General features: G+C 66.0%; 16 protein-coding genes, 1 pseudogene and 1 other annotated feature. Of the genes and pseudogenes, 9 read left to right on the forward strand and 8 right to left on the reverse strand.

Annotated features, from left to right (window positions below):
• Positions 1-26: 26 nt before the first annotated feature.
• Complete coding sequence (locus E2E30_RS20700; protein ID WP_165954450.1) at positions 27-170, reverse strand: hypothetical protein; 144 nt, start codon at positions 168-170, stop codon at positions 27-29.
• Between the two features lie 159 nt (positions 171-329).
• On the opposite strand from E2E30_RS20700, the gene pspF reads away from it, so the two are divergent.
• Both pspF and E2E30_RS03950 read left to right on the forward strand, forming a co-directional pair.
• Complete coding sequence (pspF, locus tag E2E30_RS03945) at positions 330-1,376, forward strand: phage shock protein operon transcriptional activator (protein WP_133187451.1); 1,047 nt, start codon at positions 330-332, stop codon at positions 1,374-1,376.
• A 64-nt stretch (positions 1,377-1,440) separates the two neighbouring features.
• Entirely contained in the window at positions 1,441-2,046 is a 606-nt protein-coding gene (locus tag E2E30_RS03950; RefSeq protein ID WP_133187453.1) for a superoxide dismutase, read from the forward strand.
• A 483-nt stretch (positions 2,047-2,529) separates the two neighbouring features.
• On the opposite strand, the gene E2E30_RS03955 is transcribed toward E2E30_RS03950, so the two are convergent.
• From E2E30_RS03955 to E2E30_RS03970, 4 genes are all read right to left on the reverse strand, one after another.
• Positions 2,530-3,147, reverse strand: a complete 618-nt coding sequence (locus E2E30_RS03955; RefSeq protein WP_133187455.1) for an inner membrane-spanning protein YciB — start codon at positions 3,145-3,147, stop codon at positions 2,530-2,532.
• Positions 3,144-4,073, reverse strand: a complete 930-nt coding sequence (ftsY, locus tag E2E30_RS03960) for a signal recognition particle-docking protein FtsY (protein WP_133187457.1) — start codon at positions 4,071-4,073, stop codon at positions 3,144-3,146. Before ftsY ends, E2E30_RS03955 begins: the two co-directional genes overlap by 4 nt.
• Positions 4,070-5,440, reverse strand: a complete 1,371-nt coding sequence (gene mtaB / locus E2E30_RS03965; protein WP_133187459.1) for a tRNA (N(6)-L-threonylcarbamoyladenosine(37)-C(2))-methylthiotransferase MtaB — start codon at positions 5,438-5,440, stop codon at positions 4,070-4,072. The genes ftsY and mtaB overlap by 4 nt, the downstream gene beginning before the upstream one ends.
• Positions 5,441-5,534: 94 nt before the next feature.
• A complete protein-coding gene (locus E2E30_RS03970) occupies positions 5,535-7,163 on the reverse strand; it encodes a putative bifunctional diguanylate cyclase/phosphodiesterase (RefSeq protein ID WP_133187461.1) in 1,629 nt (542 codons plus the stop codon).
• Between the two features lie 227 nt (positions 7,164-7,390).
• On the opposite strand from E2E30_RS03970, the gene ffh reads away from it, so the two are divergent.
• From ffh to rimM, 3 genes and pseudogenes are all read left to right on the forward strand, one after another.
• Positions 7,391-8,878 carry a signal recognition particle protein gene (ffh, locus tag E2E30_RS03975; RefSeq protein WP_133187463.1) on the forward strand — a complete coding sequence of 496 codons (1,488 nt, stop codon included), beginning with the start codon at positions 7,391-7,393 and terminating at the stop codon, positions 8,876-8,878.
• A 42-nt stretch (positions 8,879-8,920) separates the two neighbouring features.
• Positions 8,921-9,361 (forward strand): annotated as a pseudogene (gene rpsP / locus E2E30_RS03980) (30S ribosomal protein S16); the annotation flags it as partial.
• A 140-nt stretch (positions 9,362-9,501) separates the two neighbouring features.
• Positions 9,502-9,993: a ribosome maturation factor RimM gene (gene rimM, locus E2E30_RS03985; RefSeq protein ID WP_133187467.1), complete on the forward strand. Its 492-nt coding sequence runs from the start codon at positions 9,502-9,504 to the stop codon at positions 9,991-9,993.
• Here the strand turns inward: rimM and E2E30_RS03990 are convergent.
• Positions 9,983-10,888, reverse strand: a complete 906-nt coding sequence (locus tag E2E30_RS03990; RefSeq protein ID WP_133187469.1) for an NAD(P)/FAD-dependent oxidoreductase — start codon at positions 10,886-10,888, stop codon at positions 9,983-9,985. The genes rimM and E2E30_RS03990 overlap by 11 nt on opposite strands.
• Before the next feature lie 82 nt (positions 10,889-10,970).
• On the opposite strand from E2E30_RS03990, the gene E2E30_RS03995 reads away from it, so the two are divergent.
• From E2E30_RS03995 to rplS, 4 genes are read left to right on the forward strand one after another with little or no spacing between them, the layout of a single operon-like run.
• A complete protein-coding gene (locus E2E30_RS03995; protein ID WP_206365635.1) occupies positions 10,971-11,264 on the forward strand; it encodes an AbrB/MazE/SpoVT family DNA-binding domain-containing protein in 294 nt (97 codons plus the stop codon).
• Positions 11,261-11,638 carry a type II toxin-antitoxin system VapC family toxin gene (locus E2E30_RS04000; protein WP_133187473.1) on the forward strand — a complete coding sequence of 126 codons (378 nt, stop codon included), beginning with the start codon at positions 11,261-11,263 and terminating at the stop codon, positions 11,636-11,638. The genes E2E30_RS03995 and E2E30_RS04000 overlap by 4 nt, the downstream gene beginning before the upstream one ends.
• Positions 11,635-12,366: a tRNA (guanosine(37)-N1)-methyltransferase TrmD gene (gene trmD / locus E2E30_RS04005; RefSeq protein ID WP_133187475.1), complete on the forward strand. Its 732-nt coding sequence runs from the start codon at positions 11,635-11,637 to the stop codon at positions 12,364-12,366. Before E2E30_RS04000 ends, trmD begins: the two co-directional genes overlap by 4 nt.
• Position 12,367: 1 nt before the next feature.
• Positions 12,368-12,760, forward strand: a complete 393-nt coding sequence (gene rplS, locus E2E30_RS04010) for a 50S ribosomal protein L19 (RefSeq protein ID WP_010186138.1) — start codon at positions 12,368-12,370, stop codon at positions 12,758-12,760.
• A gap of 72 nt (positions 12,761-12,832) precedes the next feature.
• Here the strand turns inward: rplS and E2E30_RS04015 are convergent, their stop codons facing one another.
• Both E2E30_RS04015 and E2E30_RS04020 read right to left on the reverse strand, forming a co-directional pair.
• A complete protein-coding gene (locus E2E30_RS04015; protein WP_133187477.1) occupies positions 12,833-14,311 on the reverse strand; it encodes a SulP family inorganic anion transporter in 1,479 nt (492 codons plus the stop codon).
• Between the two features lie 72 nt (positions 14,312-14,383).
• Positions 14,384-14,439 (reverse strand) — a sequence feature (sul1 is cis-regulatory element that is thought to sense ions involved in sulfur or methionine metabolism; They are found in Alphaproteobacteria).
• 52 nt (positions 14,440-14,491) lie between these two features.
• Positions 14,492-15,178, reverse strand: coding sequence for a pentapeptide repeat-containing protein (locus E2E30_RS04020; protein WP_133187479.1), 687 nt, complete (start codon positions 15,176-15,178; stop codon positions 14,492-14,494).
• Between the last annotated feature and the right edge of the window lie 23 nt (positions 15,179-15,201).

Consider the following 15,201-nt stretch of genomic DNA (forward strand, 5'->3'; position numbering starts at 1 on the left):
GGGTACGCAGATACTGGCGAGAAAACTCAGGCGATCGTGTGGATCGCGGCAGGGGCGGCAGTGGCCGGGCCGACGGTGCCGACGATGGCGACCGACCCTATCAGGACGGTGGCGACGAGGGCGACGAAGATCTGGGCGACCGAGTTGCCCGACTTATATTCGCTGTTCATTTCGTATCTCCTTGGCGGAAGTGCGGAGCCCCGTGGGGCGATGCCAACAGCTTTGCAGGGAGCGTGCCAGTTTTCGAAATGGCGGATTTGCGTGGGTTTGGGTGTGGTAGTTAAAAAACACACTTGCCAAGGCTTGGGATTTTACGCCAAGCGTTGGGAATGGAGCGAACGACCCAAGTGATCGGACAATCGGGCGCGTTTCTCGACGCGCTCGAACTCGCCAGCCGCGCGGCGGCGCTCGACCGGCCGGTGCTCGTGATCGGCGAGCGTGGGACGGGCAAGGAACTCGTCGCCGAGCGCCTGCATCGCCTGAGCCCGCGCTGGGACCAGCCGCTCGTCATCATGAATTGCGCGGCGCTGCCCGAGACGCTGATCGAGGCCGAGCTGTTCGGGCACGAGGCGGGCGCCTTCACCGGCGCGACCAAGGCGCGGGCAGGGCGCTTCGAGGAGGCGCATCGCGGCACGCTGTTCCTCGACGAGCTCGGCACGCTGTCGATGGCGGCGCAGGACCGGCTGCTGCGCGCGGTCGAATATGGCGAGGTGACGCGGATCGGAGCGTCGCGGCCGATGCGCGTCGACGTCCGCATCGTGGCGGCGACCAACGAGCATTTGCCCGACAAGGTCGCGCGGCACCAGTTCCGCGCCGATCTGCTCGACCGCTTGAGCTTCGAGGTGGTGACGTTGCCGCCGATGCGCGCGCGCGTGGACGACATTCTGGTGCTGGCCGAGCATTTCGGCCGGCGGATGGCGTCCGAGCTCGGGCGTGACCATTGGCCGGGCTTCACCAAACCGGCCGAAGCGGCGCTGGTCGCGTACCAATGGCCGGGCAACGTGCGCGAGCTGCGCAACGTCGTCGAGCGTGCGGTGTATCGATGGGATCTGGACGGGCCGATCGACGCGATCCAGTTCGACCCGTTCCACTCGCCGCACCGGCCGGCGACGATGGTGTCGCTTGCCGAGCCCAGCGCAGTCGCACCAACGGCACCGCCCGTCGCAGCCCCGCCGTCCGCGGCAGCCGCGGAACCGATGGATTACAAGGCGCGGCTCGCGCGCTTCGAGTGCGAGATGCTGCAGACGGCGATGGCCGAGAACCGCTTCAACCAGCGCGCGACTGCCGAGGCGCTCGGCCTCAGTTACGACCAGCTGCGCCACGCGCTGAAGCGCCACGGGCTGATTTCGGGCGCGGCGACAGAATCGGTTGCGTAACGAGCGGGCGGGACCCATTTGCCGGGCCTGACGTTTGCGTATCGAGCTTTACAGGAGAAGACCCATGGCTTTCGAACTTCCCCCGCTGCCTTATGCCTATGACGCGCTGGAGCCGACGATCTCGAAAGAGACGATGACCTTCCATCATGACAAGCATCACGCGGCCTATACCAACAAGCTCAACGAAGGCGTCGCCGCCGACCCGAAGCTCGAGGGCAAGACGATCGAGGAAATCCTCGGCATGATCTCGACGCTGCCGCCGCTCGTGCGCAACAATGGCGGTGGTTTCTGGAACCACGACTTCTTCTGGAAGATCATGGGCCCGGCAGGTTCGACGCAGCCTTCGGGCGCGCTCGCCGAGGCGATCACCGCTTATGGCGGCCTCGACAAGCTCAAGGAAGATTTCAACACCAAGGGTGCGGGCCAGTTCGGTTCGGGCTGGGCGTGGGTGATCAAGGACGAGAGCGGCGCGCTGAAGGTCGTCTCGACGCCGAATCAGGACAACCCGCTGATGGACGACGCCAAGGACAAGGGCACGCCGATCCTCGCCAACGACGTGTGGGAGCATGCCTATTACCTCACCTACATGAACGACCGTCCGGGCTATCTGAAGGCGTGGTGGGACGTGGTGAACTGGGACGAAGCCGGCAAGCGGTTCGACGCGGCCTGAGCCACAGCGGCGGTTCAAACGATTGCAGTTGCACGCGGTGCAGGTGGTAGCGCGTACATTGCAGTTGCTAAGGATCCTGCTGCAGTGCACAAAGAGTGTGCCTTTCAGGCATCCTCTCCTAAAACTTTCACGGCCGGTCGAAAGACCGGCCTTTTTTTTGTTTGTGCGGCTGGTATAGCTAAAGCGCTGTCGTAGCGCCGGATCAGAACACAAAAGACGGATGAGGGGCCGCCGGTCAAAACCGGCAACGGCGACACGATCGTGCGGGGGATCGAGCGAATGCGCTCTCCCCCGCGATTTCCTGAGATGCCTGAGGGATTGTTTTTCCTCTCCCGCGCGCGGGAGAGGCTACGGAGACTTGGTCCGCCTCCTTCAGGCGGACCTAGTCGCAGTCGGTGAGGGCCTTCTGCTGGACATGCGCCGACGAGAAGAAGACCCTCACCCAACCCTCTCCCATGAAGGATGGGAGAGGGCTAAACGGCTTCACTCCACTGGCGGGACGGGCGGGTCGTCCTGCGTGTTGAAGCCGTGCTTCATCAGCATCGGGACATTGGCGAAGGCGAAGATCAAGGTCAGCGGGATCACGCCCCACAGCTTGAAGCCGAGCCAGAAGGCGTAGCTGAATTCGTGGCGGACGATTTCATTGATGACCGCGAGGAAGGCGAAGAACACCGCCCAGTTGATCGTCAGCTTGCGCCAGCCGGTCTCGTTCAAGCCGGGATAGGCAGCTTCGAGGAACAGGCTGAGCAGCGGCCGTCCGGTCACCAGGCCGAAGACCAGGATTGCCGAGAGCATCGCGTAGATGACCGTCGGCTTGATCTGGATGAATTCCTTATTGTGGAAATAGAGCGTCAGCCCACCGAACACGAGCACCAGCGTGCCCGTCAGCCACAACATCGGCGAGATCCGGCCCGAGCGGACGAGCGAATAGATCATCGCCGCGATGCTCGCGATCATGAACGCGGTCGTCCCCGCGATCAGTTTGACCATGTCGATCCCGGGCGTCAGGAAATTGACGAGGAAGAAGATCGCGATCGGGCCGATGTCGATCGCCAGGCGCTGCCCGGCGCCGAGCGGCTTCTTGGGGGAGGTAGGGGTCATTTGCGGACCCCTTCCACGCCGGCGATGATCCGCGCAACCTCGTTCGCGTCGAACGGGCGCAGATCGCCCATGCCTTCGCCGACGCCGATCGCGTGGATCGGCAGGCCGTATTGCTCGGCCGCCGCGACGAGCACGCCGCCGCGTGCGGTGCCGTCGAGCTTGGTCATGACGAGCCCGGTGACGCCGGCATCCTTCTTGAACACCTCGATCTGGCTGAGTGCGTTCTGGCCGGTGGTCGCGTCGAGCACGAGCAGCACGTCGTGGGGGGAATCGACGTTGAGGCGGCCGAGCACGCGGCGGATCTTCGAGAGTTCGTCCATCAGCTCGCGCTTGTTCTGCAGGCGCCCGGCGGTGTCGACGATCAGCACGTCGATGCCCGTCGCCGTCGCCTGCTTGACCGCCTCGTAGACGATCCCCGCCGCGTCGCCGCCTTCCTTGCCCGAGATGATCGGCACGCCGGCGCGCTCGGCCCAGGTGGCGAGCTGGCCGATCGCGGCGGCGCGGAAGGTGTCGCCGGCGGCGAGCATCACGCCGTAATCCTGTTCCTTGAGCAGATGCGCGAGCTTGGCGATCGTCGTCGTCTTGCCCGAGCCGTTGACGCCGATCACGAGGATGACGTGCGGGCGCGGGAAGCCGGTGATCTCGAGCGGCTTGGCGACCGTATCGAGCACCTTCTCGATCTCCTCGGCGACGACGAGGCGGATGCCGAGATCCTCCATGTCGCGTTCGAACACGCCGGTCGACAGGCGGTGGCGGATGCGCGCGGCGGTCTGCGGGCCGAGATCGGAGGCGATCAGCGCTTCCTCGATCTCGTCAAGCGTCGCGCGGTCGAGCGGGCCCGTGCCGAGCCCGGCAAGATTGCCGAGCAGCCGGTCGGAGGTGCGCTTGAACCCGCCGAGGAGTTTGTCGTGCCAAGTGGGGGTCATGCGATGATCTCTTGCAACTGCAACGGATTTTCCTTCCCCGGCGAAGGCCGGGGCCCAGGAGAAATGGCGGATGGTGGTGAGGGCTGGACTTCCCCACGGCCGTTCCACGACTGAGCCCCGGCCTGCGCCGGGGAAGCGGGGAGGGGAATGGCGCGAAGCGTGCTGCCGTTGGTGTCGATGATGCGAACGGTCTGCACCACCCCGACTGCCCGCGTGTCAAAGCGCACCTCGGCGAAACCGGGCGTATGGCCGCGATCGCCCGGTCGCTCGACCAGCACATCCTGCGTCGTGCCGATCAGCCCGCGCAGCCACACCGCCTTGCGCCGCGCGCCAGCTTCGCGCAGCAGCGCCGCGCGCGCCTTGCGGACGGGCACGGGCACCGCCGGCATCCGTGCGGCAGGCGTGCCGTCGCGCTCCGAATAGGGGAAGATGTGCGCGTGGACCACGTCGCAATCGTCGATCAGCGCGAGCGTGTCGGCGAACATCGCGTCGTCCTCGGTCGGGAAGCCGGCGATCAGGTCGGCGCCGATCGTGATGTCGGCGCGCGCCGCCTTGAGGCGTTCGACCAGCGCGACGCTTTGGGCGCGCGCATGACGGCGCTTCATCCGCTTGAGGATCAGATCGTTGCCCGCCTGGAGCGAGAGGTGGACGTGCGGCATCAGGCGCGGTTCCTGCGTCAGCAGCGCGAACAGGCGATCGTCGATCTCGATCCCGTCGAGCGACGACAACCGCAGCCGCTCGAGCGCGGGAACGTGGCGGAGGATCCGCTCGACCAGCTGCCCGAGGCTCGGCGCCCCGGGCAGATCGGGGCCGTAGCTGGTGAGGTCGACGCCGGTTAGCACGATCTCGCGGTGGCCCGCATCGACCAGTCCCGCGATCCGCTCGATCACCGCGCCGGCCGGAACCGAGCGGCTGTTGCCGCGGCCGTAGGGGATCACGCAGAAGGTGCAGCGATGGTCGCAGCCGTTCTGCACCTCGACAAAGGCGCGCGCGTGCGCGGCGAAAGCGGGCGCAAGGTGCGAGGCGGTTTCGCGGACGCGGAGGATATCGCCGACGATCACCGGATCGGGGGCTGCCCACGCTTGCGCCGTCAGTTTCTCGGCGTTGCCGAGCACGCGGTCGACCTCGGGCATTGCGGCGAAGCTCGCCGGGTCGATCTGCGCGGCGCAGCCCGTTACCACGAGTTGCGCCAGAGGCCGCTCGGCCCGCGCGCGGCGGATCGCCTTGCGCGTCTCGGCGACCGCGCCGTTGGTGACGGCGCAGCTGTTGACGACGACCAAATCCCGCCCGCCAACAAGCGCACGGATCGCTTCGCTTTCGGCGATGTTGAGGCGACAGCCGAGGGAGATGATCTGCGGATCGGGCATTGCGTCGCGATCTAGGGGGCGTGGGGCGGTAAGTCCATGCTGCTGCCCTCGCTTCCTTCCCTCCTCCCCTCCCTTCTAGAAGGGCAGTGAGAGGTCAGCCCGCGCGGCGTTCGTCGGGCTCGCCCGCTTCGCTCGCCGCGTTCTGCAACAAGCGCCGCTCGGCGAGCAGTCGCCGCGTGTTGGCGATGCTCGTCGGGCGTCCGTAGAGATAGCCCTGGCCCTTGCCGCAGCCGAGGCCGCGCAGCCGCTCCTCGACCGCGAGATCCTCGATCCCCTCGGCGGTGATCGGCAAATTGAGGCTGTCGCCGAGCCGCGTGATCGCGGTGACGATCGCGGCGCTTTCGGTGTTCTCGGTCATCGACATGATGAAGCTCTTGTCGATCTTGATCCGGTCGAACGGCAGCGCGCGCAAATGCGCGAGCGACGAATAGCCCGTCCCGAAATCGTCGAGCGCGAGCCGGATTCCCTGGTTCTTGAGGCTGCCGACGATCGATTGCGCGAGCGGGAGATTGTCGAACAACGCGGTCTCGGTGATCTCGATCTCGAGCCGACTGGCGGGGAAGCCCGTCTCGGTCAGCACCTTGATGATCTTCTGTGCGAGCCACGCGTCGCGCAGCTGGCTCGGCGAGATGTTGACCGACAGCGACAGCGCCGCGTCCCAATCCTTCGCGGCGAGGAACGCCTGGCGCATCAGCGACAGCGAGAGATCGGCGATCATCCCGGTTTCCTCGGCGATCGGGATGAAGGTGTCGGGCACGATCAGCCCGCGCGTTGCATGTTCCCAGCGCGCCAGCACTTCGAACCCGCTCAGCCGGCCCGTCGTGAGATCGATCTGCTGCTCGAAATAGGGGACGATCTCCTGGCGCGGGATCGCGTTGCGCAAGCCCACTTCGAGCTCGTTGCGCGCCTGCAGCTCGCGCTCCATCGACAGGTCGAACCAGGCGAAGCGGTTGCGGCCCGAATTCTTGGCGGCGTACATCGCGATGTCGGCCGAGCGCATCAGCGCGTCGATGCTCGCGCAATCGAAGTCCGAGCGGGAAATGCCGACCGAGACCGAAATGTGCAGCTGCAACCCCTCGATGCGGAACGGCTGGGCGAGTTGGCTGACGAGCTTTTCGGCGATCCGCTCGACGGTCGCCGGGTGGGCCGCATCGAACAGGAGGGCGCACGCGAATTCGTCGCCGCCGAAGCGCGCGGTGAGCGCGACGCTCGGCATCGCCTCGGCGATCTGCAGCGCGACCTGCTGGAGCAGCGCGTCGCCGGTCGCATGGCCGTGCATGTCGTTGACCATCTTGAAATGGTCGAGATCGAGCATCAGCAGCGCCATCGCCTTGTTGCGCGCCTGCGCCCGCACGAACATCGCGGCGCCTTCCTCGGCCAGGCTGCGGCGGTTGAGGAAGCCCGTGAGCGGATCCTTGGCGGCGAGCATCTGCGCGCGCTCCTCCGCGGCGGTGCGGATCGTCACTTCATGCGCGAGCTCGCGGTGGCGGCGCCAGCCGAACAGGATCAGCGCGACGTTGAGCAGCAGCGCGATCACCAGCGTCTGGTCGGGCCCTTCGCCGCCGTAGAAATAGCGCCGGACGGTGGTCGACAGCACCGAGCTGCCAGTCCCGACGAACAGCAGGATCGAGGCGACCGTGATCGCGCCGTTGAGGATCTCGCGGCGTTTGGGCGGGGCAGAGCTGCCCGCGTCGCTCGGTTCGCCACGTATCTCGACCGTCATAGAAAGCTGTCCACCCCACACTGAACCTGTCTCTTGTCATGACAGCCGTGTAGATCGCGTTAAGCCCGACGGTTGCGCGACGCATCGAAACGGCGTAGGGCGCGCCGATCGTTCCTGCACTGGAGCGTAAGGGCTGCCCCATGGGGCTACGCCGGCCGACGAGGTTTCGTCCGCCGGCGTTCTTTGCGTTACGGTGCGGCGGCGATGTTTTGGAAGGGTTTTTTCGGATGTTCGAGAGCCTGAGCGACCGTCTTGGCGGTGTGTTCGATCGGTTGCGGGGGCGCGGTGCGCTCACCGAGGCAGACGTGCGCGGCGCGATGCGCGAAGTGCGAGTCGCGCTGCTCGAGGCCGACGTCGCGCTGCCGGTGGCACGCGATTTCGTCGACAAGGTTACCGAAGCTGCGGTCGGCCAGAACGTCCTGCGCTCGGTCACGCCGGGGCAGCAAGTCGTCAAGATCGTCAGCGATGCGCTGACCGAGATGCTCGGCGCAGAGGCCGCCGAGCTCGAACTCGGCGTAACGCCGCCGGCGATCATCATGATGGTCGGCCTGCAGGGCTCGGGCAAGACGACCAGCACCGCGAAAATCGCGCTGCGGCTCGCCAAGCGGCAGGGCAAGAAGGTGCTGATGGCGTCGCTCGACGTCAATCGCCCGAACGCGCAGGAACAGCTCGCGGTGCTCGGCACGCAGGCCGAAGTCTCGACGCTGCCGATCGTCGCCGGCCAGCAGCCGGTCGATATCGCGCGGCGCGCGGTGCAGGCGGCCAAGCTGCAGGGCTATGACGTCCTGATGCTCGACACCGCGGGTCGTCTCCACGTCGACCAGGCGCTGATGGACGAGATGCGCGCCGTCGCCGACGTCGCCAAGCCGAACGAGATCCTGCTCGTCGTCGACTCGCTGACCGGCCAGGACGCCGTCAACGTCGCGCAGAACTTCTCCGAGCAGGTTCCGCTCACCGGCATCGTGCTGACCCGGATGGACGGCGATGCGCGCGGCGGTGCGGCCTTGTCGATGCGTGCCGTCACCGGCAAGCCGATCAAGTTCGCCGGCATGGGCGAAAAGCTCGACGCGCTCGAGGCGTTCGATCCCAAGCGTGTTGCCGGCCGCATCCTCGGCATGGGCGACGTGGTCGGCCTCGTCGAGCGCGCGGCCGAAGCGATCCAGGTCGAAGACGCCGAGAAGATGGCCGCCAAGATGGCCAAGGGGCAGTTCGATCTCGACGATCTGCGCGCGCAGCTCAAGCAGATGCAGCGGATGGGCGGCATCGGCGCGCTGGCGGGCATGATCCCGGGCATGGGCAAGGCCAAGGGCATGGTCGACCAGGTCGGCGGCGAAAAGGTGCTCGTTCGGATGGACGCGATCATCACCTCGATGACCGCCAAGGAGCGGCGCAAGCCCGAGCTGCTCAATGCCAAGCGCAAGATCCGCGTCGCCAAGGGCTCGGGGACGACCGTGCAGGACGTCAACAAGCTCCTGAAGATGCATCAGGAAATGGCCAACGCCATGAAGAAGATCAAGAAGATGGGCGGCCTTGCCGGCATGGCCAAGATGTTCGGCGGTGGCGGCGGCATGGGTGGCCTCGGCGGTGCGCTCGGCGGAATGGGCGGGATCGACCCGGCCAAGATGCTGAGCGGCGGCGGGGGCGGTCTTCCCGGCCTCGGCGGCGGCCAGACCAAGCTTCCCCCCGGCTTCGAGAATTTGCTCAAGAAGAAATAAGTTCAACCCGATCATCAGATTAAAGCAAGAAGGTACTCTATCATGGCAGTCAGCATTCGTCTTTCGCGCGGCGGTTCCAAGAAGCGCCCGTATTACCGCATCGTCGTCGCCGATGCGCGCGCACCGCGCGATGGCCAGTTCATCGAGAAGATCGGCACCTACAACCCGCTGCTCGCCAAGGATGACGAGAAGCGCATCGTGCTCGACACCGAGCGTGCGACCTACTGGCTCGGCGTCGGCGCACAGCCGACCGACCGCGTCGCCCGCTTCCTCGACGTGAAGGGTGTGCGCGAGCGCGCTGCCCGCAACAACCCGAACAAGGGCAAGCCCGGCGAGAAGGCCGTCGAGCGCGTCGAAGAGCGCCAGAAGAAGCTCGACGATGCCGAGGCCGCCAAGGTCGCAGCAGCCGCCGCCGAGGAAGAAGCCAAGGTTGCAGCCGCTGCCGCTGCGGAAGAGGCCAAGGCCACTGCCGCTGCCGAGGCTGCTGAAGCCGCTGCCGCTGCCAGCCAGGCCGAGACCGAAGCTGTCGTCGCTTCGGAAGTAGAAGCCGCGACCGAAACCCCGACCCCGGAAGCCGAAGCCGTTGCTGAGGCGACCTCGGAAGAAACCCCGGCGAACGGCTGATGCAAAAGGACAACCCCGTCACGCTCGCCGTCATCATCGGCGCGCACGGCGTGACGGGGGAGGTCCGTCTCAAGGTCTTCACCGAGGATCTTGCCGCGTATACCGACTTCAACGGCGGCACGCTGTCGTTGAAGTCGGTGCGCCACGGCAGCAACGGCATGATCGCGCGGATCGCCGAAGTGACCGACCGCAACAAGGCCGAGGCCTTGCGCGGGACCGAGTTGACCGTACCGCGCTCGGCGCTGCCGCCGCTTGAGGACGGCGAATATTATCACACCGATTTGCTGGGCTTGCCTGCGGTTTCGACCACGGGCGAGGCGCTCGGCCATGTCGTCGCGATCGACGATTTCGGCGCGGGCGACGTGATCGAAATCGAACGGCCGTCCGAGGACGGCAAGCCGGGCAAGCGCTTCATGATCCCGATGAACGCCGACGCGGTGCCCGAATGGGATGCCGAAAAGCTCGTCGTCGAAGTCGGCTTTATCGTCTGAGCGGCTGTCGCTCGTCGAGCAGATTGCGGATCGTCGTCGCGGCGACGCCGGCTTCGCCCATGGCGTGGCTGATCTGGTCGAGCCCCTTCACGACATCACCCGCCGCGAACAGGCCGGGGATCGAGGTCCTCTGGTGGTCGTCGACCTCGAGGCAGCCCTCGTCGGTTGCGTTGGCGCCCGCCGCGACCGCGAGCTTTGACCGGATCGTCGAGCCAAGCGCGGGATAGATGCTGTCGAAGCTGAGTTTGCCGTCTGGCGTGGTGACGACGATCTGATCGCCCTCGACCTGGATCGGCGTGCAAGGCCCGTCGCGGTGGACGATGCCCGCTTCGTCGAGCTTGGCGCGGCAGCTGTCGTCGAGATCGTGCGCGCCGCCGGGGGCGATCAGCGTCACGTCGCGGGTATAGCCGCGCAGGAACAGCGCCTCCTTCATGCCGTGCGTGCCCGTGCCGACGATGCCGACGCGCTTGTCGGTTGCCTCATAGCCATCGCAGATCGGGCAATAGCGGATCAGGCCGCGTTCGAGCGCTGCGTCGTGCACGGCGTCGTCCATCGTCGGGCGGAGGTTGACCACCCCCGTCGCCAGCAGCACCGAACGCGTAGGGAAGCTGCGGCCTTCGACCTCGACGGTGAAATCGTCGCCGCGGCGGACGATCGCGGTGACTTCTGCCTCTTCGCGCAGTGCGCCGAATTCGGCCGCTTGTTCGCGCATCAAGCGGAGCAGTTCGGTGCCCTTGATCCCGCCGGGATAGCCGGCATGGTTGTGCGTCCGCGGGATCAGCGCCGCGCGGCTGCTGCCGCAATCGAAGAGCCTGATCTTCAGATGAAAACGCGCGAGATAGATCGCGGCGGTAAGGCCGGCGGGACCGGCGCCGATGATGATGCAATCGTCCATGGCTGCGATACGCGCGAGAGAGCAGGGCGTTCCTTGACGGGTTTGCGGAATGTATATACGCCTTGTATATACGGAGTTTGAGATGGGCGACGAATACACTGCTAAAACCTTCAAGTCCGGCAACTCGGTCGCGCTGCGATTGCCGAAGGCGTTGGGCGTGAAGGAGGGCATGGAGATGAAAGTGCGTGAGGATCGCGGCAGCTTCATCGTCGAGCCGGTCAACATCCCCAAGCGTAAGTTCAATATCGATAAGGTCTGGGGTATCGGCCAACATCTCGACCTGAAGCCCATCGCGAGCGAAGATCGCGTTTTTGAGCATCGCACCTTGCTGTCGGACGATCCTGATTGGCTTGCGCCGGTCGAACCTGAAGCGTGAAGTATCTTCTCGACAGCAATATCATCATCGCAGCGATTTCGGCATCGAGTTCTCGGTTGCGGGAGCGGATGGCGATGTGCGACGAGGATGATATGGTTACGTCGGCGATTGCCTATGCCGAGGTCGCGCATGGCGCGATGAATGGCAAGCCGCCGCCGCTCGACATTATCGACGCGTTTCTGGAGAGCATCCCGGTACTGCCGTTCGATCAGGCATCGGCTCGGATTTATGCAGCGCTTCCCTTCGTTCGGGCAAGCTACGACAGGCTGATCGCGGCGCACGCTCTTGCTTGCAAGCTGACCATTGTCACCGGGAATGTCCGTGACTTTAAGGGTATTCCCGATCTTTGTGTCGAGGATTGGACGCTGGCATGACCTTCGCCGCGACTATCCTCACGCTCTACCCCGAGATGTTCCCCGGACCGCTTGGCCTGTCGCTCGCCGGCCGCGCGCTCGGTGAGGGCAAATGGAGCCTCGACGCGCGCAACATTCGTGATTTCGCGACCGACAAGCACAGCACGGTCGATGGCACGCCGGCGGGCGGCGGGGCGGGGATGGTGCTGCGCCCCGATATTCTCGCCGCAGCGATCGACAGCGTGCCCGCCGGGCGACCGCTGCTCGCGATGACGCCACGCGGCGCGCCGCTTACGCAGGCGCGTGTGCGCAGTCTGGCCGAAGGGGCTGGCGTCACCATCCTGTGCGGGCGGTTCGAAGGCTTCGACGAACGCATCTTCGGCGCGCGCGAGATCGAGGAAGTGTCGATCGGCGACTATATATTGTCGGGCGGCGAGATGGGCGCGCTTGTCCTGCTCGATGCTTGCATTCGGCTGCTCCCCGGCGTAATGGGCGCGGCTCACAGTGGCGTGGACGAGAGCTTCGAAACGGGGCTGCTCGAATACCCGCAGTACACCCGACCTTATGAATGGGAAGGGCGCACGATCCCCGAAGTGTTGCGATCGGGGGATCATGCGAGGATTTCGGCATGGCGCAAGCACATGGCCGAGACCGAAACACGGCTAAGGCGGCCGGATCTATGGGAGCGCCATGAGGGTGCTCGGGTCCAGTCGCCCTCTGGCGCGCGACGAACGAAGAAGGACGCATGAGATGAATCTCATCCAGACGATCGAAGCCGAGAACATCGCGAAGTTTCTCGAGAACAAGAAGATCCCCGAATTCCGCCCCGGCGATACGCTGAAGGTCGGCGTGAAGGTGGTCGAAGGCGAGCGCACCCGCGTCCAGAACTACGAAGGCGTGTGCATCGCGCGTTCGAACAAGGGCATGGGTTCGAACTTCACCGTACGGAAGATTTCGTTCGGTGAAGGCGTCGAGCGCGTTTTCCCGCTGTATTCGCCGAACATCGACAGCATTGAAGTCGTCCGCAAGGGCGCGGTGCGTCGTGCCAAGCTGTATTACCTGCGTGGCCGCACCGGCAAGTCGGCGCGTATCGCCGAGCGTCGCGACACGCGTCCGGCCAAGACGGTCGCTGCCGCCGAGTAATCGGATCGCCAGCGCCGCAAGGCACAGGAAAGGGCGCGGGGATTTCGATCCCCGCGCCCTTTTTGTTTGTGCTTAGGCCTCGGCGCGGACCAGGGGCGCGTGGCGGTCGACCAGGATCGCGCTTGCCTGGTTGAGGCCGATCAGTTCGACGATCGTCCCGTGGCGCCGCATCTTGGTGACCAGGTCCTCGAGCGTGCCGACCGCGGTGACGTCCCACAGATGCGCGCGCGTCAGGTCGATCCGGACGGTCCGCGCCGTATCGCGCAGATCGAACTGATCGGCGAAGATCTCGGCGCTGGCGAAGAACACCTGCCCTGACACGGTGTAGCTGCGCGTATCGGTCGCCGGATCGAAGGTGGTCTCGACGCGGAGCAGCTTGGTCACCTTGAAGGCGAAGAATACGCCGCTGAGCAGAACGCCTACGCCGACGCCGGCGGAGAGATCGTGCGTCGCCACCGTCACCACGACGGTCGCGAGCATGACGACGCCCGAGACCTTGGGATGCCGCGCCAGATCGGCGAGCGAGCTCCACGAGAAGGTGCTGATCGACACCATGATCATGATCGCGACCAGCGCCGCGACGGGCACCTGCGCGACCCAGGGCCGCAGCGGCACCATGATGACGAGCAGGAACACCCCCGCCGCGAGTGTCGACAGCCGCCCGCGGCCGCCATAGCGGACATTGCCGACGGTCTGGCCGATCATGCCGCAGCCCGCGATCCCGCCGAACAGCCCGGCCGCGACATTCGCCAGCCCGAGCCCGCTGCACTCGCGCGCCTTGGAGCTGGTGGTGTCGGTGAGATCATCGACGACGCTCGCCGTCATCATCGATTCGAGCAGGCCGACCGCGGCCATCGCGAAGGCGTAGGGCGCGACGATCCGCAGCGTCGCCCAGTCGAGCGGGACGTTCGGCAAGGCGAACGCGGGCAAGGATGTGGGGAGCCGACCGAGATCGGCGACGGTGTGGATCGGCATAGGGAAGGCGATGCTGATCGCGGTCAGCACGACGATGCAGATCAGCGGTGAGGGGATCGCGGTCGTGATGCGCGGGAGGAGGTAGATGATCGCCAGGCCGCCCGCGATCATCGCATAGGTGTGCCAGGTGACGCCGAGCATCTGCGGCACCTGCGCCGAGAAGATCAGGATCGCGAGCGCGTTGACGAAGCCCGTCCGCACCGAGCGCGAGACGAAGCGCAGCAGCACATCGAGCTTGAGCAGCCCGAACGCGATCTGGAGCAGGCCGGCGAGCACCGTCGCGTAGAGCAGGAATTGCAGGCCGTGGCCGTGCACCAGCGCCGCCGCGACGAGAGCGACCGATCCGGCGGCGCCCGAGATCATCGCTGGGCGCCCGCCGACAAAGGCGAGGACGATGCCGATCACGAACGAGGCGAACAGGCCGACTTCGGGGTCGATCCCGGCGACGAACGAAAAGGCGATGACTTCGGGGATCAAGGCAAAGGTGCCGACCAGACCGGCGAGGAGGTCGCGCCGGGCGCCACCGATGCCGCTGAACCATTCGGCGCGATACCGGGAAAGGGGAGTGCTATTCATAAAAAAAGTGTCCGCAGAAATCGCAGCTGCGCCGTCTCTCTGGAGCGGCGTCGAAATTTGGAGTGCGATGTGCGTTGTCCGGCGGATCGGCGGCCGGAATAGCCACCCGGATTTGCACCGGGTCCTTGCGAGTGCGCTCTAGGTACTGCGGTTTGTGCTGCGGCGCAACACGGTGGGCCGCTAAAGGACGCGGAGGCCCAATTCTCCCAGCAACTGCCCGGCTTGCTCGCGCGAGATCGTCGCGCCGCGGAACTGGCGCGCATCGACCAAAGCGATCCCGCCGAGATCACAGCCGCGCAAGTCGGCGCCGTCGAAGCGGCATCCCGCGACCCCTGCGTCGCGCAGGCTGCACGCCTCGAACACCGCCGCGCGAAAATCGCTCTTGCGCAGATCGGCCTGGCCGAAGTCGATCTTGCGCAGCGTCTGCTTGCGGAAGGAGAAATTGGGCAGCTTGGCGTTGATCAGCAGCACTTCGTCGAGGCGCAGGTCGAACGCCTTGGCGTCGGACAGGTCGGCGCCGGTGAGCTTGCAGCGCTCGAAGCTGGCGGCGGTCAGCGTGGCACCACGCAGGCTCACGTTGTTGAGATCGCTCGCCTCGAAGCGCGCCTCGGCGAGATCGGCGCGGGTGAACTGCGCGAAGGCGGCGCGGCACGAGATCCACGCCGTCGCCTCGAGCCGCGCGCCCGATAGATCGGCGCGGCGCAGGCTGCACCGCTCGAAGCGCCAGTGCGACAGGTCGAGCCCCGACAGGTCGGCGTCGTCGAGGTCGCAGTCGAGGAGATGCTGCGGGCCGTGCGCGATGAGGCGTTCGAGATCGGCGCGCTGCAGCGGTTCTTCGCGCGACACGGTGGGGAGGGGGGCGGTCATCGCTCCTCCTAGCCCGATGCGCC

This window comes from Sphingomonas sp. AAP5, assembly GCF_004354345.1.
Lineage (GTDB): Bacteria > Pseudomonadota > Alphaproteobacteria > Sphingomonadales > Sphingomonadaceae > Sphingomonas > Sphingomonas glacialis.